Below are 24,288 nucleotides of genomic sequence, written 5' to 3'. Positions count from 1 at the left end.
CCATTGGGGCTGCTCAGGCCGCGCCGACTTGTCCGATTCATTGAGCGTGGTTCGCGGGCCGCCGGGTGCGGGCAGGATTGAGCATGTGCCCGAAGGCGACACCGTCTACGCGCTGGCCCGCCGTCTGGACGCTGCCCTGCGCGGTCGCGTCCTGACCCACGCCGACCTACGGGTGCCGGCTTACGCCACGGCGGACATCGGCGGGCGGTTGGTGCTGGCGCACGTCACACATGGCAAGCACCTGCTGACCAGATTCTCCGGAGATCTCACCCTGCACACGCATCTGAAGATGTCTGGGTCCTGGACTGTTTCGCAGGCCGGTCGCTGGCTACCGCGATCGGTGATGCCCGACGTTCGGGTCGTGTTACGCACCGACGGCCCGGCGGCTTACGGGATACGGCTTCCGGTGGTCGAACTCCTTCGCACCCGGGATGAGGCGTGTGTCGTCGGCCACCTCGGCCCCGACCCACTGCGGGACGACTGGGATATCGCCGAGGCGACCCGCCGGGTCGCCGGTGATCCGGACCGCCCCCTCGTCGCCGCCCTCTTGGACCAACGCTGCGTCGCCGGGTTCGGCAACCTGTGGGCGAACGAACTGTGTTTCCTGCGCGGCCACTACCCGTGGACGCCGGTGGGTGAGGTCGACGTGCGCGCGTTGCTGGAGGTCGGAGCGCGGGCGTTGCGCCATTCGGCTACGCTTCCCGGCGCCATGCAAGTCACCACCGGAATGCGGCGCAAAGGCGAGCAACACTGGGTGGCCGGACGTGCGGGTCGGCCATGTCTACGATGCGGTACCGAGGTCCAGGTGGTCGCCGAGATCCCGAACGACCCGGAGCGCCGCCGCACCTGGTGGTGCCCGCGTTGCCAGCCAGGTCAGACACCCGAGGGCCGCTGACGATCGCGTTTCGCACTGACGACCTGCGTCGTCTCGATCGGATAAGCCGTTACTGTGCTGTGGTCGGACTCAGCGAACAAGCCGACAGAACGGTTGGGCGAATTCATGACTGCAGCAGCAGAAGCATCGACGATCGAATCGCGGGTGGGCCACTACTACCGGATGGGCCACACCTACGTCGTCGGCCGCGAGAAGGTGCGCGAGTACGCCCGTGCCGTGCAGGACTACCACCCTGCACACTGGGAAGTCGAAGCCGCGGCGGAGTTGGGATATTCGGACCTGGTGGCCCCCCTGACGTTCACGTCGGTTCCGGGTATGACCTGTAATCGCCGCATGTTCGAGTCGGTGGTCGTCGGTTACGACACCTACGTGCAGACCGAAGAGGTCTTCGAGCAGCACCGTCCGATCGTGGCCGGGGACGAACTGCACATCGACGTCGAGTTGTCATCGGTGCGCAAGGTCGCCGGCAGAGATCTGATCACCGTGACCAACACGTTCACCGACACCGCCGGCGAACGCGTGCACACCCTGCACACCACGGTCGTCGGCGTCACGGCCGAGGAAGTCGATCCCGCGATCAAGGCGGTTGTCCAGCGGGCGATGATGCACGACGTGAACATCCTCGGAAGCGAGGAATCCGACGCGGCTTACCAAAAGACGGTGCGTCCCGACGGAGAGATCCGGATCGCCGAGGGAGGCGCTACCCGAACGCCCGGCACGCCGTCCTTCGATGAAGTGAAAGTCGGCGACGAGCTCCCGGTACACCACGCCCGCCTGTCGCGCGGTGATCTGGTGAACTATTCCGGCGTAGCCGGGGACGCCAACCCCATTCACTGGGATGAGGGCATCGCCAAGGTGGCCGGGCTGCCCGACGTGATCGCCCACGGGATGCTCACCATGGGTCTGGGGGCCGGCTTCTTGTCGGCGTGGTCCGGTGATCCCGGCGCTGTGACGCGCTACGCGGTGCGGCTTTCTGCGCCTGCGATCGTGTCGGCCAGCGACGGCGCAGATATCGAGTACAGCGGCCGGATCAAGTCATTGGATCCGGCCACCCGCACCGGTGTCGTCATCGTCGGGGCAAAGTCCGGTGGCCGCAAGATCTTCGGCCTGGCGACGATGAACGTACGCTTCCGCTGATCAGCGGTGCCCGATAGCGGCGCCTAGGTCGAGTTCTGCGCGGATCGGGCTTCAGCGCCGCTCAGCCGAGCGAGCACACGAAGGAAGACGCTGCGCTCCTCGGCCGTCAGTTTGGAGAGCCAGCGTTCCTCCCCGCGTTGGATGTCGGATTGCACCGCATTCTTGGCCGCGCGACCCGCCGGGGTGATCTTCAGCAGGCGCACTCGGCGATCGTCGGGATCGGGAGTGCGCTCGATGTAGCCGCGCTGCTGCAGCTCGTCGAGTGTGCCGATAATCCGTGTCTTGTCGGCGCCGATTGCATCGGCCAGGGCGGCCTGCGTGCGTACCGGCGCTTTGTCCAGCGCGTTGAGCACCACGTATCCCCACATGGTCGTGTCATGCGCGGCCAGGATCGGCAGTTCGGCCGCCACAAGATCTCTGAGCAACGGGTGCAGCATGGCTGCGAGGTCGTCACGACGGGGCTTCGGCGGCACGGCCACATATTAAGCGTTGCACAATCATATGTAGATGCTTATGGTAGGCAGATGCATACTGATCTGAAAGACATCCGTAGGCTCCATCGCGTCACCGTGTTGAACTCCATTGCGGTCGTCAACTCCGTCGAGGGAGCTGACCTCGATGCGCCTACGCCGTGCGCCGGGTGGAACCTGAACGACCTGCTCGCCCACATGACCGCACAACATCGCGGATTCGCCGCTGCCGCAAGGGGGTTCGGGGATGACGCCGACGTGTGGCGAGTCGACACCCTGGCGGGTGCGACCGCCGCCGGTGTTATCGAGACGTACGTCGCCGCGGCGAACGACGTGTTGGCCGCCTTCACCGACGACGCGGTACTTCAGGCTTCGTTTGCGCTGCCGGACTTCGGGCCTAATGCCACGTTCCCGGGAATCATCGCCATTGGCTTCCACTTCATCGACTACGTGGTCCACGGCTGGGACGTCGCCGCATCGCTGGGCGTCACCTATGCCCTGCCCAGCGACGTCATCGACGCGGCGCTGCCCTTGGCTCTCGCCATACCCGACGGCGACTACCGCGACACCTCGGCCGTACCGTTCGCGCGTGCCCTCGACGCCCCGAGTGTGACGAACCTCGATCGAATCCTGCGCCACCTCGGGCGGAATCCGAATTGGACCCGAGAGTGTTCGAGGGCTGCGACATAGCGCCGTTGCGTGGCGATGCGCAAAAGGTGAGCGTCACCGAACGCCACGCTGCCTGAGCGGCATGGACGGGGTACCGTCAGCTCACGAAGTGTTGATCCGAAAGGGCGGTACGGGGATGGTGTCCGGCTCGGCACGGTGGTCGCAGCGGAATCCTGCAAGTTCGGTGCCGTCGTGACTTCGCTGGCGCTGGCGAGTCTGTCGTCGCACCGCCACCTGCCGGGCAAGCGGGTGTCTTCGAGTGCGGCCTTGGATTGGGACTCCTCACTTGTTGAGGTCATCGAGCAGCCAGCGGTGGCAACAGAATTCACCACGCCAGCGACACCGGATCTGCTGGTGGTCATGGGCCTGCTGGGACCGCTTCAGGTGCAGTCGCGCGTCGGCGGTCGCTGGCAGGCCGCCCAATATCACAGTGGCACTATAGGTCTGACCGCTCCCGGCAGCTCAGATACATTGCGCTGGCACATGATCAACTCCAGCCCTCGTATGACCTTGCATGTGCACCTGCCGTCGGAGTTACTCGAAACGACCCGTGCGGACCTGCCACGTGCGTCGCGCATAGCAGATTTAGACGCTCTTGATCTAAAAGATCTCGTCGCGGCCGCCATTTTGCGGGCGCTACACAGTGCTCTGCGTCGGCAGGCGGAGGCCGTGGTCGCCGATTCGTTGGCACAAGCCCTTGCGGCGCAACTTCTTTCCCCATCGACTGCGGGTGCCGCAGCGCAAGCCAACGCATCGGGTGGGCTATCGCAGCGCGCGATGAACTGCGTCGTGGATTACATGCATGCGCACTTACCCGACCAAATCGCCCTGGCGGATTTGGCCAAGCAAGTGCACCTGAGCAAATTCCATTTCCTCCGGGCCTTCAAAGCATCAGTCGGGATGACACCACACCGCTACCTTACTGAGCTGCGGATGCAGCGCGCCGCAGAACTGTTGGCGTCACAACGGCATACCGTGTCCGCGATCGCATCGTTGTGCGGGTATGCCAGCGTGGGACGCTTCACCGCCGTGTTCCGTCAGCACTACGGAGTCCCACCCAGCAGCTACTACCGACTCTGAAACCTGCGTCCTGCCGGGCCATCGGACGCTCAAATGGCTTGTTCGGTTGGCAACACGATGACTTCGGCGAGATTAACGTGTTTGGGCAGGGCGGCTATGAATGCTACGAGTTCTGCAATGTCCTCTGACCGCAGAACATCGATCTGCTCGATCAAATCCGCCATTAACTTGGTCGCGCTCGGATCTGTCACGTGGTCGGGAAGTTCGGTGTCGACCATGCCCGGCTCAATGGTCGAGACCCGGATCTTCTCCTTACCAAGTTCGGTACGCAGTAGCCGGGACAGCTGGGTGATGTAGGCCTTGGTGGCCGAGTAGACCTGGAATCGGTCGAGGATACGAACCGCGGCAATGGACGATGTCGTGATCAAATCCGCCGGCCGGCCGTGGGATGCCGCCTCGCGCAGCGGCCGGACGAATGCCTGGATCGCGTTCATCACCCCGCCCACGTTGGTTGTCACCTGGGTGTCCCAGTCGTCGACGGCAAGGTCGGTGATGCTGGAGATGAGCTGGATACCGGCGTTGGCGAAGACCAAGTCGACGACACCCAGGTCGCCCGCGACCCGCTCCGCGGTGGCCAGGACGCTGGAACGGTCGCGGACGTCGGTCGGCAGCGCGAGCGCATGGCCACCGGCAGCTGCGATGCGTTCCTGCAGCGCGTCGAGCCGATCACCGCGTCGAGCGACGAGGGCAACGCTGGCGCCCAGTTCAGCGAGTCGAGCCGCGGTGGCTTCCCCTATTCCACTGGATGCGCCCGTGACAACAGCGACTCGACCGGCCAGCGGCCTACCCGAGATGAGATGCGGTGCAGACGTTGTGGGCACCGGTGATTCGGTCATGGACACACTATTGGCCCGTTGGTGCACTCTTGGGAGGTCGGTCGCCTCGGCGGAGCAAGATCGGGTTGAGGCGCAGCAATTTCCGACAGATTGCGGACCCTAATCGCGACAGCGACCGTCTTATTGTGAAGGTGAGGCTGAAGTCGTGTGCGGCCGGTGGGAAAGGAAAGTTGGTCATCGATTCGAGCGGCCGCGCGGCACAACCCGACCGGGCCGGCGCGGCGACCACTACAAGAGGGTTGCCTCGCGAATTCGGTGATCTCTTCACCAGCCGCTGGGTGAACTCAGGTGACGTGCGACTTCACGCGGTCGTCGGTGGTGCCGGTCCACCGGTGTTGTTACTGCATGGCTGGCCCGAGACGTGGTACGCGTGGCGTCTCGTGATGCCCTCGCTGGCCCGTCACTTCACAGTCGTGGCTGCCGACCGTCGCGGCGTAGGCCTATCGGATAAGCCCGCCGAGGGGTACGACAGCGCGACATTGGCCGACGACATGGTCGCCGTGATGGACGAGTTGGGCCACGAACGTTTCGCGGTGGTCGGCCACGACGTAGGCATGTGGATCGCCTACGCCTTGGCGGCTGATCACCCTGAACGGGTCGAACGAGTGGCGTTCCTCGAAGCCGCGGTTCCCGGGCTCACCCCGGACCGCGACCTACTGCGCGCTCAAGAGACGTCGAATGCACTGTGGCACTGGGGTTTCAACAGAATTACCGACCTCAGTGAGGAGCTCGTCGCGGGACGGGAACGGTTGTTCTTCGGCTGGCAGTTCGAGCACAAGGCCGTGACACCGCTGCCCCCGGACGCAGTCGACGTCTATATCGATGCACTGACCACGGGCCCCGACGCCCTACACGGCAGCTTCGCCCCATACCAAGAACTCGGCAGCACCATCGAGCAGAACGCCCGGCGCAGCCAGCGCCAGTTGTCGGCACCAGTGTTGACGATTGCCGGAGATCGCTCCACCGGGGACTTGGTCGCGGCGACCATGAATCCCGTCGCCGAGCACGTGCACGCGCATATCGTGCTGGCCGGCTGCGGGCACTTCCCCGCGGAAGAAGCGCCCCACGAAGTGCTCGCTGTCCTCGACGAGTTCCTTGCCTCCTACCGTGCGTCCTGACACGCGGACACAACGCGCGGTGTTCGGAGACCAGTCCGGTTATCTCTCACAGTATTTGGGCTTCATTCACGCACAGAAAGGCACACCATGCACACAAACCACCGGATCGGCTGGCTGGGAACCGGGCGGATGGGCACAGCCATGGCCGCGCGCTTACTCAACGCCGGCATTGCCGTCACCGTGTGGAATCGGACTGCCGACAAGACGGGCCCCCTGCTCGAGTTGGGCGCCACGCAAGCCGGCAGCATCGCCGATCTTGCCCACTGCGACATTGTGTTCACCACGGTGACTTCGTCCACTGACCTGCTGGCGGTGACAATCGGACCTGGCGGGCTGTTGAGCGGCGAGGGTGTTCCGTCGATCATTGTCGATTGCTCGACGGTGTCGGTGGAGTCCGCCGCTGAAGTGCGCGAGACCGCACGAGGTCTGGGCAGTGAGCTGCTGTCCGCACCCATCAGTGGAAACCCGGTGATGGTCGCCGACGGCGCAGCCGCCATCGTCTCGTCGGGGTCACGCCAGGCGTTCGATCGGGCCCGCGACTACCTACAGGTGATCGCTGGCACGGTCGTCTACAGCGGCACCGGCGAAGAAGCCCGACTGGTGAAGCTATGCCACAACCTCATGCTGGGAGTGCTCACCCAGGCCCTCGCCGAAGCCACCACGTTGGCCGAAAAGGGCGGCGTTTCACCCGCAGCGTTCCTCGACTTCCTCGACGGTTCGGTCTTGGGCTCAATCTTCATTCGGCACAAAGGCAGCGCCATCCGTAACCGCGACTACGAAGCCACCTTGACCACGGTGAATATGCGTAAAGACTTCGATTTGGCCCTAGCTGCAGCACGAACGCTGGAGGTTCCGCTACCGCTGGGCGCCGCGACGCAGCAACTGATCCAAGCCGCCATCGGATACGGGTACCGCGACACCGACTACGTCGCGCTCTACGAGACGGCAAGACACGCCGCCGGACTGACATCGGGAGCCGACAGCTGAGCGGACATCAGTCCGCCACCGCTATTTCCCCGCTATGCAACGAAAGCCAGTCCGGGAAGGACTGCAGTTGCGGGTTGAGTTCGCGCACTTTGGCCAAGTCGCGGGCACCGACGAAGGCTGCCGAGTTCTCCGCGTAGTACTGGAACATGTTGCCCATTTCGACCGCGCTGGGAAACCCTTGCTTCCGAAAGGCGTCCCAGGTCATGGGTCGATAGGTCACTTGTTCTTTCAGAGCGTCACTCAGCGCGGCGGCATACTGCTCGCCGGTGAGGTGATCGCCAGCGATACTGACGGTCTTGCCGATGTATGCCTCGCCGCGCGCGAAGAGTTCCAGTGCCGTCTTGCCGATGTCGCCCACGGCGATGCCGGGCATCGGCTGGTCGGCGATGGGCAGGGTCAAACTGACTGCGCCGTCAGCACCACGTCGCGGTGGGAAGGAGTTGATGAAGCCCTCGAAGAACAGCGCGGTGCGCAGAAACGTTGTGGGCACCCCGTACTGACGAAACAATGCATCAGCCTCGGCCTTGGCATCGAAGTGCGGAACCTTGAACCGCTCCTCGACGGTCGGTACCCGGTCGTCGTCGCCGAAGAAGTCACGAGTGTCCTCCAATGTGGACCACACCACGTGTTCGACGCCGGCCTCCTTGGCCGCGCGCGCCGCCGAATCAGCCTGCGCCAGTTCCCTTTCCGCTCTCGTCCGCACGCCCTCGGCTTGGGATGACAACTCGGCCCAATAGTTGGTGACGACGAACGCCCCGTGTGCGCCCTCGAAAGCACGGCGGACGCTTGGACCGTCGTCCAAATCCGCTTCCACCACTTCAGCACCGGCGGCGGCCAGCTTGCGAGCGGTCGCGGACTGCGCATTACGAGTGAGCGCGCGCACGCTGAATTGCCCGTCGGGATTGTCGAGGATCGCCTTTACCAAGCCGCCACCCTGTGACCCGGTAGCCCCGACCACGGATATCAACTTCTTCTCTGTCATGCTCATCGCCTCCTGGTTGATATGTCAACCCAAACGACGATACCTCTTTGAGTTGATATGTCAACCCGACGCAGTAAGATCTGCGCTATGGACGAACAGTGGCTGCTCGATGCGGACGAGCAGGCGGCATGGCGAAGTTTCGTCGACATGCATCACCTGCTCGAACGACACCTGGCCAGTAACCTGCAGCGCGAATTCGGTCTCTCGGCTGCCGACTTCGAGATCTTGGTGAACCTCTCCGAGGCGCCGGCGGGACGCCTGCGCGCCTACGAATTAGGCCGGGCCACATCGTGGGAGAAGAGTCGGTTATCTCATCACCTTGGCCGGATGGAGAAGCGAGGACTGGTCAGCCGCGAGCCCGACCCGCACGGTGATTCGCGCTTTCCGCAGATCGTGCTTACCGCTGCTGGCAGGGCGGCGATCGGCTCGGCCGCGCCCGCGAACGCCGCCCGAGTGCGCCGGCTGTTCATCGACGTGCTGGGCCGGGAGCGCCTTGCAATTTTCCGCCAGGCCTCCGAGGACGTCATCGCTGCTATTCAGGAGAACCGGTCGGACTACACCGACGGGCAACTGCGACGTCTCGACCATCGCAGTGGCGGTTGACGCGATGAGTCTGCGTGCGCTCGGAGGTCTAACCTCCCGACCGCACTGACCGAATGTTGGGAGCAAGGCATGGGCCTCATCTGCATCGAACTTTTCGCGACCCTCGACCTCGTCGGGCAGGCGCCCGGGGGCCCCGAGGAAGACCCAGTTGGATTCTCCTTCGGTGGCTGGCAGGCGCCACTGATCGACGAGGTCACCGGCGCCCAGGTAGGTGCAGCGTACGAGGGAACGGACGCCCTCCTACTCGGTCGGCGGACGTACGACATGTTCGCCGCTTATTGGCCACACCAGGAAGGTGGCGAGGACAACGACATCGCCACGCTGTTCAACAGCGTGCCGAAGTACGTGGCTTCGCGCGGCCGACCGGATCTGTCGTGGCGCGGGTCCACCCAACTCGGCGCGGACCTGGCCGGCGCGGTGCGCGAGATTCGCGATCGACACGAAAACATCAAGGTCGTCGGCAGTCTCGACTTGGTACGAACCTTGTTGCGCGAGAAGCTGTTCGACCGCATCGACCTCTGGCTGCACCCCATCATGCTCGGCGAGGGCAAGAAGGTGTTCGACGGTGGCGTGGTGCCCACGAACCTCACCCTTCTCGAACCGCCGGCATCCGGTGGGAAGGGCACGGTCTTCCTCCGCTACGGCCTGGCCGACGGCATCCCTACTACCGGTGACATGAGTGCACCCGATCGTGGGCTGGGCAGCAATTAGGCTGCTGCTTCGCGTCCCACCACAAGGTGCCCCGGTGGCCTTCTGCGCGCAATGAGACGCGCAGCGGGCCATGGTCATCCGATGAGGGGGACTCGCGAGGCGGTCATGTCGGTGAGTGCAACGCTCGGGTTCGCAGCTTGGTGGGCAGCGGGAGGTATGGGAGTAGGCCGACGGCGCCGATGCTGAGCCCCCAGGGAAGGGAGACGCTGAGCGGAGCCGGTTTGACCCGAAGAAGCTTGTCGAGCCGAAGCGCGCGAGCCAGGCGTTCACCGCTGGAAATCACGAAAAGGGATTCCCCAGCACCGGCGGTGATGATGGGGACGATGGGGACGCCGGCCTCGATGGCCAACCGGGCCGGTCATGGCGCAATCCTCTGCTACCGCTGCGCGCTATTGGCGACGAGCCGCACCGGAAGCTGTTTGTGGCGGTGAATGACGTTGTTGATAACCCACGTGGGTTCGGCGGTGATCTCGATGCGGTCGACGAGATCGATGAGCGCTTTGAGCATCGCGGTGGTCTCCAGACGAGCAAGGCCTTGACCGGCACAGGCGTGGGCACCGTTACCGAAACCGACGTGACGCCCAGCGTCATTGCGGATGTCGAAGAGGTGGGGGTGTTTCCACTCGCGTTCGTCACGGTTGGCCGAAGCATAGAGGACGAGCACCCGGGCACCTGCCGGTATCTGCGTACCATTGATCTCATTGTCGCGCAGCGCTTTTCGGGTGAAGGCGCGTAGCGGCGACTCGAAGCGCACCACTTCGTTGACGGCGTTGGGAAGCAGCGAGGGTTCCTCTTTGAGGAGCTGCCACTGGTCGGGGTGGGTGGCGAACAGGTAGATGGCGCTGGAGATGGCGCTGATCGTGGTGTCCAGCGACGGGCCGAGGTAGTCGATCAGCAGTGGCGGCACTTCCTCGACGGTCAGGGTGCCCTCGTCAACGGCGCTGAGCAGTTCGTGCGCCATGCTGCCGGGCAGCACGTCACGCTCGCGGACGACGCGACGCGCGAAGCGCAGCATCTGCAGACTGCGCGGCACGGCTCTGACGGCCTGCCGGTTCAGCGGCCCGAGGATGTCGAAAGTCGCTGCGGCCCAATCCAGCAGGTGAGCGCGACCGTCGCGGGGCCACCCGACCATGTCGGGAACCACGGCCAGCGGGAGAGCAGTGGCCAGGTCGGTCACCGCATCGACACTGCCGCGGTGCACGGCGCGCTGGACGAGGGAGCGAGCCTGTACGTCGACGTCGTCGCCGAGAGCGCGCAGCGCGCGGGGCATCAATCGGTGCGCGACGAGTTTGCGGCGTCGGTCGTGGTCAGCGCCGTCACTGTTGAGTGTGGTCCCGCGCGACAGTCGGTTGGCGATGGCATTGGCCGCGACACCGTGTCCGGACAGGTAGACGCCGTCGTCGCGCAGGGTGGCCTTGCACTCGGCGTAGCGCGGCAGGCCGTAGAGGCGGTGGCGGGGCAGCCATACGACGGGTCCGAGCTCCCGCATGGCGCAGTAGTGCCGGTAGGGATCGAGGATCGCCGAGGTGGTGTAGATGTCCGGCCGGTACACCGGCACGTCCGTGGGATGACGAAACATCACGCGATCCCTTTCCGGGGGGCGCGATGCGGAGGGGGCACCGGCGTCCGCGAGGTGGCCCCCGGATGGTTCAGCAGGAACAGCGGCAGGGCCCGGCACGCTGTGGTGACGTCACGGCCGGCGATCATCACGGTGCGGTCGGGTCGCACCACCGCAGCCTTGACGTGGTGGCGGTTCAGCCAGCGGGCCAATTCGGACCCGGCAGAGGCGTGTACGGCGCGGGCACCGCGCGCAGACACCATCTCGCGCTGCGCGGACGTCAGTGCGACCGTCGACACCAATCCGAATCCTTGGTCCAGCTCGTCGTCGAGGCGACGGCCCGTGTCGAGCAACGCATTAGGGCAGAGACGTCCGGTGATGCGGCGAGTGAACAGGGTGCGCTTGATCAGGAGTGAGCGCCGCAGCGGCGGGGTTTCGGAGTCGGTGACCTTGGCGCGCAGACCGGGCACCAGGTGCAGCCTGGGCAGCAGCAGTCGTCGTATCGCGGTGCCGAGCCGGCCGCCGGCGGTCATCGCGCGTCCGACGTTGAGCGCGAGGGTGATCATGGCGCGGGCATGGGGCCGGCGCTCGGTCTCGTAGCTGTCGAGCACCTCCGGTGGTAGATCACCGTGGTGCACCCCGGCGATCTTCCAGGCCAGATTCATCGCATCGCGCAGTCCCGCACCCAGGCCCTGGCCGATGAACGGCGGGGTCAGGTGGGCGGCGTCACCGAGCAGGAAGAGATTTCCGTGGCGCCAGCGGTCGGCGATCTGGGCACGAAACGTGTACTCCGCGACCCGCATTATCTGCATGTCGGCGTCGGCGACGTGGCGCGTCCACGGGCCGATCAGCGGCCGAAGCGCGGCCAGGGTGGTGTAGTCGTCGGCCGATTCGTGCTCGAGGAGCGCGAATTCCCAGCGATACCTCGTAGGGCCGATCCGCATGTACGTCCCTGCGCGGCCGGCGTCGCACACTTGGTGCACGCCTTCCCATTGGTTCAGGTCGACGGTCGTAGTGATGTCGACCACCAGCCAGCGCTGATCGAATCTCAGGTTGCGCATCGTGGCACCGATCGCGGTGCGCACCATGCTGTTGGCGCCGTCGCATCCCAGCACGTAGTCGGCGGTGATCACCGATTCGGCACCGCTGCTGCGGTCGCGCACCTTCAGTCGCAGCGGGCGTACCGCGGCGGCTGTGGTGATGTCGAGAACTTCGACGCCGCCGCGGAACCGGGCATGCGGATGGCGAGCGAGGTTGCGGCGGAGGAGATGCTCGAGCTCTGGTTGATCGAACATGCTGGCCGCCGGAAAACCGTTGCGCGTCAACGCTGTATCGCGCTCGAACTGAATCAGCACCGACAAATCGCGCTCGACGAGCCGTAAGCCGTGGGCCGCGCGAGAGATCTTGGCGAACTCCGCGGCAACGCCAAGCCGCGCCAGCACACGATGGACCTCGTCGTCGAGGTGCACCGCGCGCGGTTGCGCGTAGACCTGCGGCCACCGGTCGAGGACCAGGGTGTCCACCCCGTACTGGGCCAGCAGGGTAGCGACGGTGACCCCGGTGGGGCCGCCGCCCACCACGGCGACCGGCACATGCTCGACTGCTACGTCGTTGAGGCCGTGCGTCATTGCTCGTAGCCGAGTTGACCGACGGTGTGGCGGGCGCTGGCCCGGTGAACGGCCTCGCCCGACAGATCCGTGATCGCAGCACGGTCAGGCCACAGCTTCCCGGCGCGCATGACGGCCGCTCGCGGGTCTTCGGGCGGGTAAGAAGCCTGCCACCGCAAGTCAGCGTTCATGCGTGCCGCACCGTCAACCGCTGTGCGCCGAGGTCGATGGCCCCGTCGTCGGTGGCGACCGCCGCCTCGACGACATCGCCGTGCTGCAGGTACTTCGGGTTTCTGGCCTGCCGGGCGAAGAACGCCTTCCACTTGACCGCCGGGGGCAGAAAGTTGCCGATCACTTCGATCGGTTTCGGGGGCGCGCTCAGCGCGGTGCCTGCTGGTGTCCCGGTGAGGATGAGATCACCGGCGGCCAGGTTCTGGAACCGCGTCAGCGACTGCAGCGCCTGCAGCGGTCGATACAGCATGTCCCCGTCGACGACCGCGTTCTGGCGCTCCTCGCCGCTGACGCTCAGTCGTAGCCGGAGGTCGCCGAAGCGGGCCAGCTCTGCGGCGTCGACGAGCACCAGCGCGGGCCCGACCGGCGTGAAGGTCGGATACGACTTGGCCTCGTAGAACTGTGTTTGGGGAAGCTGGATGTCGCGAGCGGACACGTCGTTGGTGATCACCAGGCCGGCTATGTAGTCGGACAGGTTGGCGTCCGTGATGCGGACGCCCAGCGGGATGTCTCTTCCGACGACCAGACCGATCTCGACCTCGTAATCCAACAGCGCTACATGCGCGGGCCGGATGATCTCGCCGAAGGGATCGGTGATGGAGGCCGATGACTTCCGAAAGAACGTCAGCGGAGTGGTTTTCGGGTCCATACCCGAATCGTTGACATGCGATTCGAAGTTGGTCATCTGCGCGATGACGCGGCATGGCGCGGTGACCGGGGAGAGCAGTTGCAGCTCGTCGATCGCGACGGTGCCGCCGGCGGTAGCCGCCGCGTCGACCGCGGCCCGGTCGGCCAGCAATTCGCCAGTGCTGTTCGCCGGGGTGTGGATTGGGGCGGCGCCGGTGGGCGTCTGCACCCACCAGCCGGTCGCCGTGCGAAGGACGGTAGTGGTCACGACGTCGCTACTTTCAGCAGGCCGATGAGGCGGTTGAGGTCGATTTCGTTGTCGCCGCGCAGGGCGGTGAGCATTGCGGTCACCTGATGGCGCGCGGCGCGTGGGCTGGCGTCGAGGAAGTCCCTTGTGGCGGGCGGGCCCCATTGCGCGAGGCCGCTCGCGGTGAAGGGCGACCAGCCGGGTTCGAGGGTGTTGTCGAACATGTCGCCGTCGGCGAAGTGCTCGACCAGGAAGCCGTCGGGATCGCGCCAATAGTCGAAGAGTTGGCTGCCCTGGATGTGGCGGCCGATACCCCAGGACCGGTAGTAGCCGCGGTCCTTGAGGTATTCGCCGCCGGCGGCCAGCGCGTCGAGATCGCTGACTTCGTAGGCAGAGTGGACGTAGCGGTTGGCCGGGCCCAGAGCCAGTGCCAACGTGTGATGGTCGGCCGGGGTTGCGCCGCGGTCGCAGCGGATGAAACTCATCGCCGGACCACGGGCACGCTGCCCCGGGAAGAACAGGAAGTCGCTGACGATCATCCCGAAGGTGTCCAGATACCAGTTCAGAGTTCGCAGGTACGTGGTGGACTGCAGCACCACGTGCCCCAGACGCTGCACGCGGGCAGGAACCCGCGGCGGCCGGACTGTGGCGTTGATGCGCCCGTCGACTGAGCCGACGTTGCTCACTTGCGGGGGCTGATCGGGCTGGGCCGGCAACTCGTGAAGCCCGGTGACGACCTTGACCGCCACGCCGCTCGGGTCGGTCAACTGCACCGCGACACCCCCGACCGACTCAGGAAGCCGGTGCACCGGGACTCCGGTCTTATCGGCCAGACGCAAAACGTCGATTTCCTCCGCGGCGCGAAATGCCAAGCCGCTGAAGCGCATCCGCTGGCCGCGGCGCAGAATGACGCACGGACCCCCAGCCTTGGTGCCTCTCAGATGAAGCTGGGCCGGATCGCGCAGGGCGATGCCGAAGCCGAAGGCGCGGGCGAATGCCTCAGCCCGCATGAGGTCGGGCTTGTCGAACTCCAGCCACGCTATATCGGCGACCCGAATGATCGGATCGCCCGACCGGCCGGGGTGTTCGCCGCGCAGCGCTCCCCGTTCACCGTGGAGATTCTTGTGTCCGTCGACCACCGGGGTCACTACATCCGTCATACGTCTGCCTCTTCGTCGCTCTAATTGAGGAAATCGTCACATGCGATCAGATACTCAGTCAAGACATTCTGACGAAACCATCAGAGTTGAAGCCAGCTGATATAGTCCACCGCATGGACGCGCACGGACGCGACGCTCACCAGTCGCCTACTGTGCCGGTCAACCGTCTCGAGCGCCGCAAGATGCGCACGCGCAGCGCGCTCATCCGCGCCGCTCAGCAGTTCATCGCGCAGGGCAAACTGAGCGTCCCCATCCTGGAGATCACCCAAGCCGCGGACGTCGGAATGGGGTCCTTCTACAACCACTTCGACAGCAAAGAACAGTTGTTCGAGGCGGCCGTGACCGATGCCCTCGACAACCTTGGCGCCCTACTCGACGGTTTCACCGCATCCATCTGCGACCCGGCCGAGGCCTTCGCCGCGAATTACCGCCTGAGCGGACGACTGTTCCGATACCGCCCGCAGGAAGCGGCGATGCTATTGGCCCACAGCGGGTCCCTCATCCTGTCCGATCGCGGGCTATCCCCGCGGGCGCTGCGTGACATCACCGCGGCGGTCGAACGGGGCCGGTTCACCATCTCCGATCCAGAACTCGGTCTTGCCATCGCAGGCGGGATGTTCGTCGGCTTGGCGGTGCTGCTGCGGGAACGACCCGAGCGCGACGCCGACGCGACAGTCGATGAAGTCACCGAACGTCTGCTGCGAACGTTGGGAATGACCCCCAAGCAAGCCCGGGCGATATGCGAGAAGCCGCTGCCGGACGTGTCGACATTGCGTGACTCGCCCGCGAATTGGCCAACACCGATCGCATCACCCGAGCCGCCCACTCGCTAATTTCGTTCTGCCATTCGCGACGCTCCGACCTCACCAGCGCAACCGTCGACGCCGCGGAGGTCGGATGCGACTGACTTCGCACGCGCGGCGGTACCCTCGGAATTCCTGGAAACGGCACCACCAGAAATGTCGAGATGCAGCGAAGATTGACAGGACACGCCTGCCTACTTTGACGAAACGTCGGCGTGTCGCGGGGGCTCGCTAATCTTCGCTGCATAACCCCAGTTCAGCCACCTATCGAATCAATCCGCGAGCTCGATCTCGTTATCGGCAAAACCTAGTAGGGACGGCAGCACTGCCGGCAGCATGCTGCCGTGGAGGTCCGTCGTGTCGGCGTCAGTGCCGAATGCCGCCTTGTAAGCACCTTCCGCGGTGTCGTGCGGTACATCTGACACGTAGCGAATCTCGACGTCATCCGGGTCTCCTTCAGGCCATGCGCAGATGGCTCCACGCTGAGTTGGTCGATCCCGGCGCCCATGCGTCAATATCGCGAGGCGCAGCGCTCTCATGGGGCGAATTCCGCGCTCGCCGCCGATGGTGATTGTCTCAGATAACTTACGCGCGAGATGTTGCTCGCGTATGTGCGCTTCCGCCAATTGAGCTTGCAGTAAATCCTTTTCGAGGCGTACGACGGTACGCGGTTGACGCGTATTGAATTTTTCGGCTTGTTTCCGAAGCGTGCCCAGCAGTTCGACCACGGGATCTTGAGTCCGCTCTCCTTGCCATGTCTGCGTGGTTAGGTGCTTCGTCGAGGCAGTTGATGTAAGGCCCAGCGCCAGCTCCATTCGGGCTGACACGAGTGACCTGTTTGCCAGGATGTCAGTTGTCTTATTAAAGTCCATCGAGTAGACGTGTGCTGTTCCCTGGACGTCAAGGCGGTATTCCGTCTTGCCCTGGCGTGCGATGGCAACTCCGGATAGTTGGGTTAGGCCGTAGACTTCGCGTTCGAGTTCGTCTGTCTCCGAGCGCAATAGGCCGAGTAGGTCGACTTGCCTTTGCGCGAACTCGAGCATCGGTAGCGGCGGCGGATGGTCGAGCCAGTATTCGCGATGATCGGAATGGACGCTGAGACCTGTCGCGAAATAAACAGCTCGCATGAACCTGAGCGAAGGGATTGTGTGTGTCGGATCTTTAAAGGTTCGGTCTACTACTACGCGTCGGCCGAATGAGCTGCTCGAAAGGTCGGCGATCTCGCGCTCGGCGGCAGCGCGGTCGGCGGTCGTATTGAAAACTCCGACCACAGTTACTGGTTGGTCGCCGTAGCGAAGCCATATGCCGAGAGCTGGATCGCCAATACGCCGGAATAGTGCCGGCGCGCGAACGAGATTGGCATTATCGATGACTTGCATAGCGTCGGCGTGGCCAACCTGGGTGATCATTGCATATGACTCGAGCCTCACACGCTCCAGATGAGTGCGGACGACGTGATCAGCCAAATGGGGCACCGCGGCCTTGCCCAATACTGCCTGGATCCGACCCCGTGCGACGATGTCGGATTCGTAATCGAGCAGCAGATATGTCACCGACTCTGTAGTATCGGGCGGATCGCTTGAAATCTCTTTTAAATCGACAATTTTCAGCTCTTGAAGGGCCGGAAGGGCGTAGATCGCTTTGGCTCGATCGACCCCGTATGCGGTATGCGCATGGATAACCACCTGGTCTGCAGGCGTGGGTGATCCTGATTCGACGTTGGTCAATTCGATGACGGCTGCGAGTACGCCCAGCTGGTCGACATCCAGGCCTATAACCGACGCCAATGTGGGGCTGGCGGCAAGGCTTTCGTGGGCGTAGGGAGCCAAGGCAGATATCTGCCGAAAGAGGCCTGCGGAGTAGGTGGCTTCGGCACGGCGCTGCTGCTCGAGTAGCCGCGAATATGCCGACTGCCCGACTTGCTCGCGTTCTGGCTTGGTTAAGACAGCGCCCCATAGGTAAGCGCGCCGTGTTTCGTGGAACCACGTGCCGTCGGGGTAGGGCACGGAGAAAACTTTTTCGCGTTCAAGAGCATTGCGCATTGCACCCCACGCGACAGCGTCAACGCCGAGATAGCCCGGAATCTCGCTCTCGGGCAGCGGGTACGCGAAAGCAGACAGTCTGCGTGCAGCATGATGGGCGTCTGTCGGCAGTCGCGTGAGCGCGTCGGCCAGCACGTCGTGAAAAGCGTTGGTGCTGAGTATCGGTCGAGGGGGCCGCCGCTTCGCAGGTATGCGACGAGGCCTTCAACCAATAGCGGGTAGCCCGCCGTTAGCGAGTGAATGTCGTCGGTCATCTGTGCCATACCCACACTCGTGAGCCACCGTTCGATGTCCTCACGACTTAAGCCCGCGACCTCAATCTCCGGCACGCTCAACTTTCTGAGTCTCACCAAGCCCGGCAACGAATCGATTTCCGCAGTCGACCACGCGATCACGATCCGAACGCGACGCGCCGGTGCGGCAGCGATAGAAGCGAGAATTCGTTGATCGTCATCGCTGAGACGGTTGCCCTCATCCAGGGTGATGACGAGGTCTCGACCAACAACGCTGGCGACTTCGTCGCTCATTTGCATTAGCAGTCGAACCACGTTGGTGTCGGACTGCGCACGGAGCGTACGTCGTAGGTCTGGGCTCGTGTCCTTTTTCAGTGACTTCCAAAACTTGAGCAATCCCTTGCCGGCGTTCTCACCAAGCTTGGTCTTCGCGAACTCAACCACCTCCTCGACGACCGCATCCGCGAGTGCCTTCCCGACCTCGAGGGCCGCTTCACGGGTCGCATGCCGAAAGCGCTTCGCCAGATCGCGCCACTTTGATTCGCCGGGTCCCGCAGTGGCAAGCACTGTCGCCAAAGCCTCAAACAGCGCCACTTGCAGCGCCCCACTGTCGAAAAGGCACACTGATACCGGCGGCGCCACGACCGTGCTCGCGTACTCCGCGAGAGTTGATTGAAGGACCGAAGACTTTCCGGTGCCGGTGTCCCCGGTGACGAGCACAACGGGCGCGGTGCTAGTAACCACCTGCCACACCTCGGGGCGCATAGGGATCACCCTCCCAGCTGTATCCGACAGAACCGATTAGCCGCACGCTAGGACGTTTCGAATTACGACGTGTCGTGCTGGCGGCGCCGATTCTCGGTTGCGGCCATCATGCTGTGGATCTCGACGACCCAGGCACCATCTATGTCCTGGACGGTGTTCACGGATCTGCCACAACTTGCGCACGACATACTGGTCGGCGGAGTGCCGGATACCGGCTGCCCGCTCGCTGAACACTCGTATTCAAGCATTAGCTCATATTGTCCCCGTTCCACGTATGCGAGCTGAGACTTTCGCTCGAAGCGAAATAGCCGTGAGCACACGTGGCTGCTCGTGCCGGATCGAGAAATCAGAGGCTATGGCGCTGACCCCGCCGCGGAGCGCCATCAGAGCAACCCTTGAGATGGGTTTGCCGCCGGGGAGCGCGCTTGTCGGTCGGAGCGCATATTGTCCGCACCTATGAACGATGTTGAGGCGATTCGTGAGGAACTGACTGGAGGCGACAGATGGTCGCCAGATGGCGAAGCCAGTTCGGCATTCGCGTTAGCTGTCAACAGTTTTACAGGCTGGCCGGTTGATGCCTGGGCGGGCATGCGAGACGAGCAAGGGCGTCTGCGAAAACTTTACTGGCTGAAGGGCAACGCGCTCGGACAACTGACGGCGAGGGGCGACGAGAATGGTTTGACGGTCACCGGCTCGATTCACCTGATCTCCAACATCAGAACAGTGCACTTAGCCGCCGAGGTCACCCTCGACGACTACCACTTTGGCCATGGCCGCCGCCAAATAACTGTTGTCGTCGATGGCGGCGAAGATCTAGTCGTGGACGTGGAAAGCTGCACGGGACACCTACGCCTACGCGCTGATGGCTTCATCGACGCCCTTGTCGCAGCGATCGCGGCCAAATCCAGTCCAGGCGACTCATGAGCTCCGATACCGAGGGCGTTGTGCGGAACAGATTGCCGCGCGACGATTGCGCCCGAGAATTGCTCAGCGTTAGAGCAAGACGTTCACACTTGAGCCTTTCGTCGTACACCGCTGCACCGCCCATTTCCTCAGCGAATCGCGGCTAGACGTAGCACCAGCCTGGCCGTCAGTTCGTGCGCGATCTCCGCCGCGCGAGCCCCCAGCGCGGAGACGGGGACTGAATCGGTCGGTTCTATGCGGAGTGCCGACTTTGGCGCCATCGTGTAGAGCAATTGCGCAGAGGAACGCGTCTCAACTTCACCCGCCCGTCCTACCATTAACATGCTGATCGGCTCGATCGAAAGTGCCAGCGCCACTTCCCCTTCTTCGTGCAGACCCGTGCTTGCGTGCAGTGCCAATGCGGCGACCAGGCGATTACTTACGTCTTCCTCGTCGAAGACCGACCCGAGGCTTCCGTGTGGCAACGGGAGCCAACTGCTCACACCCCGATCTCTCTCAACGGCAATCCCTTTTGAGCCACGCCAGCCCTGGGCACCGGTTGCATGTGCTTCAGCACGGTCCTCTGCTGCACCAGCTTCGACAGCTTCCGTTTGGTCGAACAACCCGCTTTGTCGACCGAGTGCTGGCAGGGCGTTGGCCAACTCCCGTAGTGACCGAGCCTCGAGGGTCTGTTGATCGATTGGGATGCTGTGCAGCTCAAGCGTCGATCGCGAGTATCCACCGTGCATGGTGTCTCCCCTCCATTGGGGATGAATCGGCTTAGCCAGAGGTCTCCAGAGCGCTCGTTTGCTTGAGCTACTCGGCTGTTTCGGAATGGGGAAGGGTGTGCCACTTGAGGCACCTGGAAATGGCGGTGCGACAGCGGGTTTCGTACGCCCCGGGCTCAGCTGCGACAATAGACGCTTTCGCGAAGCTTCCTCATCGAGGCCAACGAGATCACAGTAGATGACCTGGCCGAGCAGGCCCTCGATGTCACAGGAGTCCACGCGCACCGGAACAAGCCTGCGGTTGAGACCTTTCGGATCAGTTGCGAACTGCGCTGCCCATTCCGGCACGGTGAATTCGGCATCTAGATAATCCTGCGACAGGACCGCAATCGTCCGCGCGCACTCTTTAGTGGCGGTGTCCATCTCCACGACAAAATTACCGCCGGGCTTGAAATCCCAGTCCTGGACTACCGTCCTATACCCTTCGGCTTCAAGCACCCACGCGATCCACTCAGCCCAAGCACGGTTCGCCTTGTTATAGCTGATGAAGAAGTCTTTTGAATGCGCCACGTCTCGACTTTACCGAAACGCCGCTACCGGAAACGGCGCCGCAACTCTCCACCGGTATTCTTCGAGGGGAAACGCGCTCCAGACGGTGTTTCGCCTCAGCCGAAAGTCTTGCAATTAGGGAAATTCGCCGTCTATAGAAGAATGTCGAGATGCAACGAAGATTGACAGGACACGCCTGGCTACTTTGACAAGACTTCGGCGTGTCGGGTGGGCTTGTTAATGTTCGTTGCAAAAGTTCGTACGAGCTTAATCGACCCGGCTGTCCGGATGCGGTCGATCAACGCGCGCGACCATTTTGCGTCTGAAAGCCGACTTCTCCTCCGAATCTACCGGTGCGTTCTGAAGGAATGTTGGCGCAGTCGCCACGTCGCTTTAGTTGCCGAAATCCTCGTTCTGGCCTCGCAATTCGCCACGTCTTAGGAGCGCCCGTCCAGCGGCAAGTGTCGAGTGAATCATCGACGCGGTTGTCGGTATAGAGGACTCACCTCTGCGGCGGACGATACTAATGAATGCTCCCTCCACTGCGCCGTTCACGATCGCGCCATGAACAAGGAAAGGCTTGAGTTCTTCCGGCTGGGGCGGGATGTCAATCAGAATCACCCCAAGGTTCCCTGGATCTCCGATAGGTTCGATAGTCAGGCGATCGGGCGGGGGGTAGAGCCGGAACTCAAGCGCCTGGCGATACCGCTTGACCGTCTTGCCATCGATCGGTACAGGACAGTGTCTGTGTATCACTTCCCCACCGGGAATCTTCTTCGCAGCAAGCCCGATGACAATGAGCCCTCCCAATTCTGAGTTTGCGAACTTTGCGACCGCTTCGGCGAGCCTGATGGTTCCAACCGGGCCGGGCAGTTCAAAGTGCTGTCTCTTGACCTCGAGCCAGTGCCCCTCAGGCTGACCCAACAGGGATGAAACGTGCCCGGCGCGAACCAGATCAGCGGCAATCTGGCGATTGAGATTACCGTTCTGCCCGAATGCTTCGGCCAAGGCTATCGCGTCTTTCGCAAGCGCCACGCAATCCGTAATGCTTTTCCCACGGACCTGCACAGTGGCGGCGGCACGCCACCGCCACGGCGGATACGCATACTGCGGGTGGAGTTCAATGAGGCAGAGTTCCAAGCCATTTCGCATCATGAAAGTTTTCAGCACTCCTGACAAGACGTGCGCTACAGCCGCGTCTTCGTCGTAGTACTCGCCGCCGTCTTCGAGTTCGTCTCGGCGGCGGAACGGCGCAGCCTCATCGCTGTGCCGATCTGGAGCCATCCAGGTGTTAGTGGTGAACTCGAAGAAGATTGATAGCGCGTCGCCATTTAGACCGAAAGAGACTGGCTCTTGTGAGCATTCCTCGTCGTCGTAGTAGGCGTCATCGTCAGCACTTATCAGTAGTCCCGAATTCTCGATACCCGCGCGTACGTCGGCGCGCAACGCGCGACGCAGGTCTATCGCCGTATGCCCGTCGAGGTCGGGTAGGCGGGCAATTATTCGGTCCGAGTAGACCTCTCTTCCCCGAAACTTCGTGCCGAAGTACCACCCGCCGCTATTTCGATCACGGCGGATCCGACCATCGTTCGGTTCGCGTCTCGAGGTACCCATCGGACGATTGTGCACTCCACCTCGCGCTGACCGTGGTGCCCGCGAGATCGCGTCAAGTTTTCGGCTCTGTCGATGAAGTCCGATACGTCCGCGGCGTCTCGGAAAGCAGTTGTTCTTGCGCGGAAAATTATCCGACCGCCATAGTCCGTTCTAATAGCCGCAGCAACTGCTGCCATCAAGAATTGCTGTTCCGGGCTCGGCTCGCCACACGTTGGACGAACTCGGTATCACGGCGCTGGGGTCATGGCTCCGAGGCCCTAGTCGTCCCGCTATCGATCCTTCTCGTGTCTAATGAGCGATCGCTGCGGCGATGTCTACGGATTCCCTCATTTTCCCGAAGCGCGACCAGTTTCCCGTGCAGTGGGCATACTGACCCGCTACCACCCCAACGGACAACTTCGTCTTCGCAGCGAATTCTTCAACATCGGCAACCGTCGTCAACAGCACCAACGCGCAGCGCTGCTTATCGGTTAAGAATGTATCGGCCGCAAACGAGTCGGCCGCAGTCTCCTGCCGGTCCTGGTCATCGGAAACAGACCCCTTTCGATCAAAATGCATAAATGTCACCCTTTTCGGATGCAGTAATACATGAGCAATTTCATGAACCATTGTGAACCAAAATGTATCGACGAAGCGATACCGCCCGGTTAACGCAATGATGGGATGAGAAGGAGTGAGCCACCACGTCGCACCCGATATTCGCGTACCGTCAATTTCAGGAATAAAGACTAGTAACACTCCGGCATCGGCGAGAATGTCGATCGCGTTTTGGAAACCGCGTCGCAAGTCCATTTGAGTCAGCGGTGGTATCCGCTCGGCGGCGCGTCTTAATTTCACCGCATCGTAGGCCCTCGCGGAGGGTACCAGAGCTTCCGCCTTTACCTCGGCGAGACGGCGCCACAACGCTGTCGCATAGGGGTCGACGGTGAACTTCTGGCTTCGACGATAATTCACTTGCGGCGCTAGCCAGATCCTGTCGAACGATTTCTCATCGGCCACGCGGAAGAAGCGCAAGAGCTCGTCTGCGCGCTCCTCGACCGCCTTCTGAAAATCTATTATTTGATACTTTCGAAGCGCTTCGCGAGGAAATTTATCGATCCATCGACTCAATCCCGCCAGAACAGAAGACGATGCGCGCCGTACCCTCTCCGCCTGCCAGGTGGCGTCCATTCGCAACGTAATCTCCGCCGGAATTCCCAAGACACGCTCTAAAGATATTGCAATATCGGGCGATAGTGGAACATGTCCGTTTAGCAATTGATTGAAATGCTTGGTGCTCACATTCGCGCGTGCCGCCACATCAGATTGAGAATATTCGAGAGCGTCGAGTTCAGTCTTGATGAGTGAACCCGGCGGCTCGGCCCAATCCGGTTCGAATTGAGTCGCCACGTACGTGACGCCAGGGCCAGTGCGAGACTCGGCGGCCATCAGCCGGCGTTTCGCATAAAGCTCGTGCCGTCGACGCGAATGTCATCGACGCGTAGCGCCGACGACTGCAGAGCGGCGGTCCAAAACGACTCGCCGTCACCTTCGAGTACGCGTCCGCTCCGGTTCAAGACAGCGGCATGCATGCCTACCTCCTTATGTTCGACGACTATGCGGCCCTGGGCGGGATCGGTCAGCCGTATCCCAATACTGCGCAAACGTGCCACTGCGAAAAGTGTCGGAGCGTTCGCGATCACCGACAGCAGTAGACGCGCGGCGGCCGGAGACGCGGGGCACGCCCTCGCCAG

At 63.0% G+C, this 24,288-nt stretch carries 25 protein-coding genes; 10 read left to right on the top strand and 15 right to left on the bottom strand.

Annotation, left to right across the window (positions count from 1 at the left end):
• Nucleotides 1–85: 85 nt before the first annotated feature.
• On the top strand, nucleotides 86–895 hold the full coding sequence (locus I2456_RS00765) for a DNA-formamidopyrimidine glycosylase family protein (protein WP_085074354.1): 810 nt from the start codon (nucleotides 86–88) through the stop codon (nucleotides 893–895).
• Nucleotides 896–1,000: 105 nt separating this feature from the next.
• Complete coding sequence (locus tag I2456_RS00760; protein WP_085074432.1) at nucleotides 1,001–2,032, top strand: fused (3R)-hydroxyacyl-ACP dehydratase subunits HadA/HadB; 1,032 nt, start codon at nucleotides 1,001–1,003, stop codon at nucleotides 2,030–2,032.
• 23 nt (nucleotides 2,033–2,055) lie between these two features.
• Here the strand turns inward: I2456_RS00760 and I2456_RS00755 are convergent, their stop codons facing one another.
• Nucleotides 2,056–2,469, bottom strand: a complete 414-nt coding sequence (locus I2456_RS00755) for a MarR family winged helix-turn-helix transcriptional regulator (protein WP_068024221.1) — start codon at nucleotides 2,467–2,469, stop codon at nucleotides 2,056–2,058.
• 87 nt (nucleotides 2,470–2,556) lie between these two features.
• On the opposite strand from I2456_RS00755, the gene I2456_RS00750 reads away from it, so the two are divergent.
• A complete protein-coding gene (locus I2456_RS00750) occupies nucleotides 2,557–3,192 on the top strand; it encodes a TIGR03086 family metal-binding protein (protein ID WP_085074355.1) in 636 nt (211 codons plus the stop codon).
• 171 nt (nucleotides 3,193–3,363) lie between these two features.
• Nucleotides 3,364–4,251 carry a helix-turn-helix transcriptional regulator gene (locus tag I2456_RS00745; RefSeq protein ID WP_139823171.1) on the top strand — a complete coding sequence of 296 codons (888 nt, stop codon included), beginning with the start codon at nucleotides 3,364–3,366 and terminating at the stop codon, nucleotides 4,249–4,251.
• Between the two features lie 29 nt (nucleotides 4,252–4,280).
• On the opposite strand, the gene I2456_RS00740 is transcribed toward I2456_RS00745, so the two are convergent.
• Entirely contained in the window at nucleotides 4,281–5,087 is an 807-nt protein-coding gene (locus I2456_RS00740) for an SDR family oxidoreductase (RefSeq protein ID WP_068024323.1), read from the bottom strand.
• 125 nt (nucleotides 5,088–5,212) lie between these two features.
• On the opposite strand from I2456_RS00740, the gene I2456_RS00735 reads away from it, so the two are divergent.
• Together I2456_RS00735 and I2456_RS00730 are read left to right on the top strand one after the other, a co-directional pair.
• Entirely contained in the window at nucleotides 5,213–6,205 is a 993-nt protein-coding gene (locus I2456_RS00735; protein WP_205880194.1) for an alpha/beta fold hydrolase, read from the top strand.
• Nucleotides 6,206–6,292: 87 nt separating this feature from the next.
• Nucleotides 6,293–7,192, top strand: a complete 900-nt coding sequence (locus I2456_RS00730; RefSeq protein ID WP_068024211.1) for an NAD(P)-dependent oxidoreductase — start codon at nucleotides 6,293–6,295, stop codon at nucleotides 7,190–7,192.
• Between the two features lie 7 nt (nucleotides 7,193–7,199).
• On the opposite strand, the gene I2456_RS00725 is transcribed toward I2456_RS00730, so the two are convergent.
• Nucleotides 7,200–8,174 carry an NmrA/HSCARG family protein gene (locus I2456_RS00725; protein WP_068024316.1) on the bottom strand — a complete coding sequence of 325 codons (975 nt, stop codon included), beginning with the start codon at nucleotides 8,172–8,174 and terminating at the stop codon, nucleotides 7,200–7,202.
• A gap of 87 nt (nucleotides 8,175–8,261) precedes the next feature.
• Here I2456_RS00725 and I2456_RS00720 point away from each other — a divergent pair, with 87 nt between their 5' ends.
• Nucleotides 8,262–8,777 (top strand): MarR family winged helix-turn-helix transcriptional regulator, encoded by a 516-nt coding sequence (locus tag I2456_RS00720; RefSeq protein WP_116672308.1) that lies wholly within the window; start codon nucleotides 8,262–8,264, stop codon nucleotides 8,775–8,777.
• Nucleotides 8,778–8,846: 69 nt separating this feature from the next.
• Nucleotides 8,847–9,488: a dihydrofolate reductase family protein gene (locus I2456_RS00715; RefSeq protein WP_068024205.1), complete on the top strand. Its 642-nt coding sequence runs from the start codon at nucleotides 8,847–8,849 to the stop codon at nucleotides 9,486–9,488.
• 103 nt (nucleotides 9,489–9,591) lie between these two features.
• Here I2456_RS00715 and I2456_RS00710 read toward each other — a convergent pair whose 3' ends face one another.
• From I2456_RS00710 to I2456_RS00685, 6 genes are read right to left on the bottom strand one after another with little or no spacing between them, the layout of a single operon-like run.
• The gene (locus I2456_RS00710) at nucleotides 9,592–9,837 is read right to left on the bottom strand and encodes a lysophospholipid acyltransferase family protein (RefSeq protein WP_085074357.1); all 246 of its coding nucleotides are present in this window, start codon (nucleotides 9,835–9,837) and stop codon (nucleotides 9,592–9,594) included.
• Nucleotides 9,838–9,864: 27 nt separating this feature from the next.
• Complete coding sequence (locus tag I2456_RS00705; RefSeq protein WP_085074358.1) at nucleotides 9,865–11,067, bottom strand: cytochrome P450; 1,203 nt, start codon at nucleotides 11,065–11,067, stop codon at nucleotides 9,865–9,867.
• A complete protein-coding gene (gene mhpA / locus I2456_RS00700; RefSeq protein ID WP_085074359.1) occupies nucleotides 11,067–12,674 on the bottom strand; it encodes a bifunctional 3-(3-hydroxy-phenyl)propionate/3-hydroxycinnamic acid hydroxylase MhpA in 1,608 nt (535 codons plus the stop codon). Before mhpA ends, I2456_RS00705 begins: the two co-directional genes overlap by 1 nt.
• Nucleotides 12,671–12,844 (bottom strand): hypothetical protein, encoded by a 174-nt coding sequence (locus tag I2456_RS00695; protein WP_163703879.1) that lies wholly within the window; start codon nucleotides 12,842–12,844, stop codon nucleotides 12,671–12,673. The genes mhpA and I2456_RS00695 overlap by 4 nt, the downstream gene beginning before the upstream one ends.
• Nucleotides 12,841–13,779 carry a fumarylacetoacetate hydrolase family protein gene (locus I2456_RS00690; RefSeq protein ID WP_068024195.1) on the bottom strand — a complete coding sequence of 313 codons (939 nt, stop codon included), beginning with the start codon at nucleotides 13,777–13,779 and terminating at the stop codon, nucleotides 12,841–12,843. Before I2456_RS00690 ends, I2456_RS00695 begins: the two co-directional genes overlap by 4 nt.
• Entirely contained in the window at nucleotides 13,776–14,918 is a 1,143-nt protein-coding gene (locus I2456_RS00685; protein ID WP_085074360.1) for a VOC family protein, read from the bottom strand. The genes I2456_RS00690 and I2456_RS00685 overlap by 4 nt, the downstream gene beginning before the upstream one ends.
• Before the next feature lie 113 nt (nucleotides 14,919–15,031).
• Here I2456_RS00685 and I2456_RS00680 point away from each other — a divergent pair, with 113 nt between their 5' ends.
• Nucleotides 15,032–15,751: a TetR/AcrR family transcriptional regulator gene (locus tag I2456_RS00680; RefSeq protein ID WP_085074361.1), complete on the top strand. Its 720-nt coding sequence runs from the start codon at nucleotides 15,032–15,034 to the stop codon at nucleotides 15,749–15,751.
• A gap of 242 nt (nucleotides 15,752–15,993) precedes the next feature.
• On the opposite strand, the gene I2456_RS00675 is transcribed toward I2456_RS00680, so the two are convergent.
• Together I2456_RS00675 and I2456_RS00670 are read right to left on the bottom strand one after the other, a co-directional pair.
• Entirely contained in the window at nucleotides 15,994–17,727 is a 1,734-nt protein-coding gene (locus I2456_RS00675; RefSeq protein ID WP_085074362.1) for a hypothetical protein, read from the bottom strand.
• Nucleotides 17,661–18,761 carry an AAA family ATPase gene (locus I2456_RS00670; RefSeq protein WP_085074363.1) on the bottom strand — a complete coding sequence of 367 codons (1,101 nt, stop codon included), beginning with the start codon at nucleotides 18,759–18,761 and terminating at the stop codon, nucleotides 17,661–17,663. The genes I2456_RS00675 and I2456_RS00670 overlap by 67 nt, the downstream gene beginning before the upstream one ends.
• Nucleotides 18,762–19,217: 456 nt before the next feature.
• Between I2456_RS00670 and I2456_RS00665 the strand changes: the two genes are divergently transcribed.
• Nucleotides 19,218–19,685 (top strand): hypothetical protein, encoded by a 468-nt coding sequence (locus tag I2456_RS00665; RefSeq protein WP_139823172.1) that lies wholly within the window; start codon nucleotides 19,218–19,220, stop codon nucleotides 19,683–19,685.
• Between the two features lie 128 nt (nucleotides 19,686–19,813).
• Here the strand turns inward: I2456_RS00665 and I2456_RS00660 are convergent, their stop codons facing one another.
• The 4 genes from I2456_RS00660 to I2456_RS00645 all read right to left on the bottom strand — a co-directional run bounded on the left by I2456_RS00660 (nucleotide 19,814) and on the right by I2456_RS00645 (nucleotide 24,207).
• Nucleotides 19,814–20,962: a toll/interleukin-1 receptor domain-containing protein gene (locus I2456_RS00660; RefSeq protein WP_085074365.1), complete on the bottom strand. Its 1,149-nt coding sequence runs from the start codon at nucleotides 20,960–20,962 to the stop codon at nucleotides 19,814–19,816.
• 372 nt (nucleotides 20,963–21,334) lie between these two features.
• The gene (locus tag I2456_RS00655; RefSeq protein WP_085074366.1) at nucleotides 21,335–22,555 is read right to left on the bottom strand and encodes a hypothetical protein; all 1,221 of its coding nucleotides are present in this window, start codon (nucleotides 22,553–22,555) and stop codon (nucleotides 21,335–21,337) included.
• 288 nt (nucleotides 22,556–22,843) lie between these two features.
• Nucleotides 22,844–23,944 (bottom strand): ImmA/IrrE family metallo-endopeptidase, encoded by a 1,101-nt coding sequence (locus I2456_RS00650; RefSeq protein WP_163703880.1) that lies wholly within the window; start codon nucleotides 23,942–23,944, stop codon nucleotides 22,844–22,846.
• A 38-nt stretch (nucleotides 23,945–23,982) separates the two neighbouring features.
• The gene (locus I2456_RS00645) at nucleotides 23,983–24,207 is read right to left on the bottom strand and encodes a hypothetical protein (protein WP_139823173.1); all 225 of its coding nucleotides are present in this window, start codon (nucleotides 24,205–24,207) and stop codon (nucleotides 23,983–23,985) included.
• Between the last annotated feature and the right edge of the window lie 81 nt (nucleotides 24,208–24,288).

The sequence above is a fragment of the Mycobacterium kubicae genome, assembly GCF_015689175.1.
GTDB lineage: Bacteria > Actinomycetota > Actinomycetes > Mycobacteriales > Mycobacteriaceae > Mycobacterium > Mycobacterium kubicae.
The sequence above is the reverse complement of the archived record's forward strand: the minus strand, read 5'-3'. Positions and strand labels throughout refer to the sequence as shown.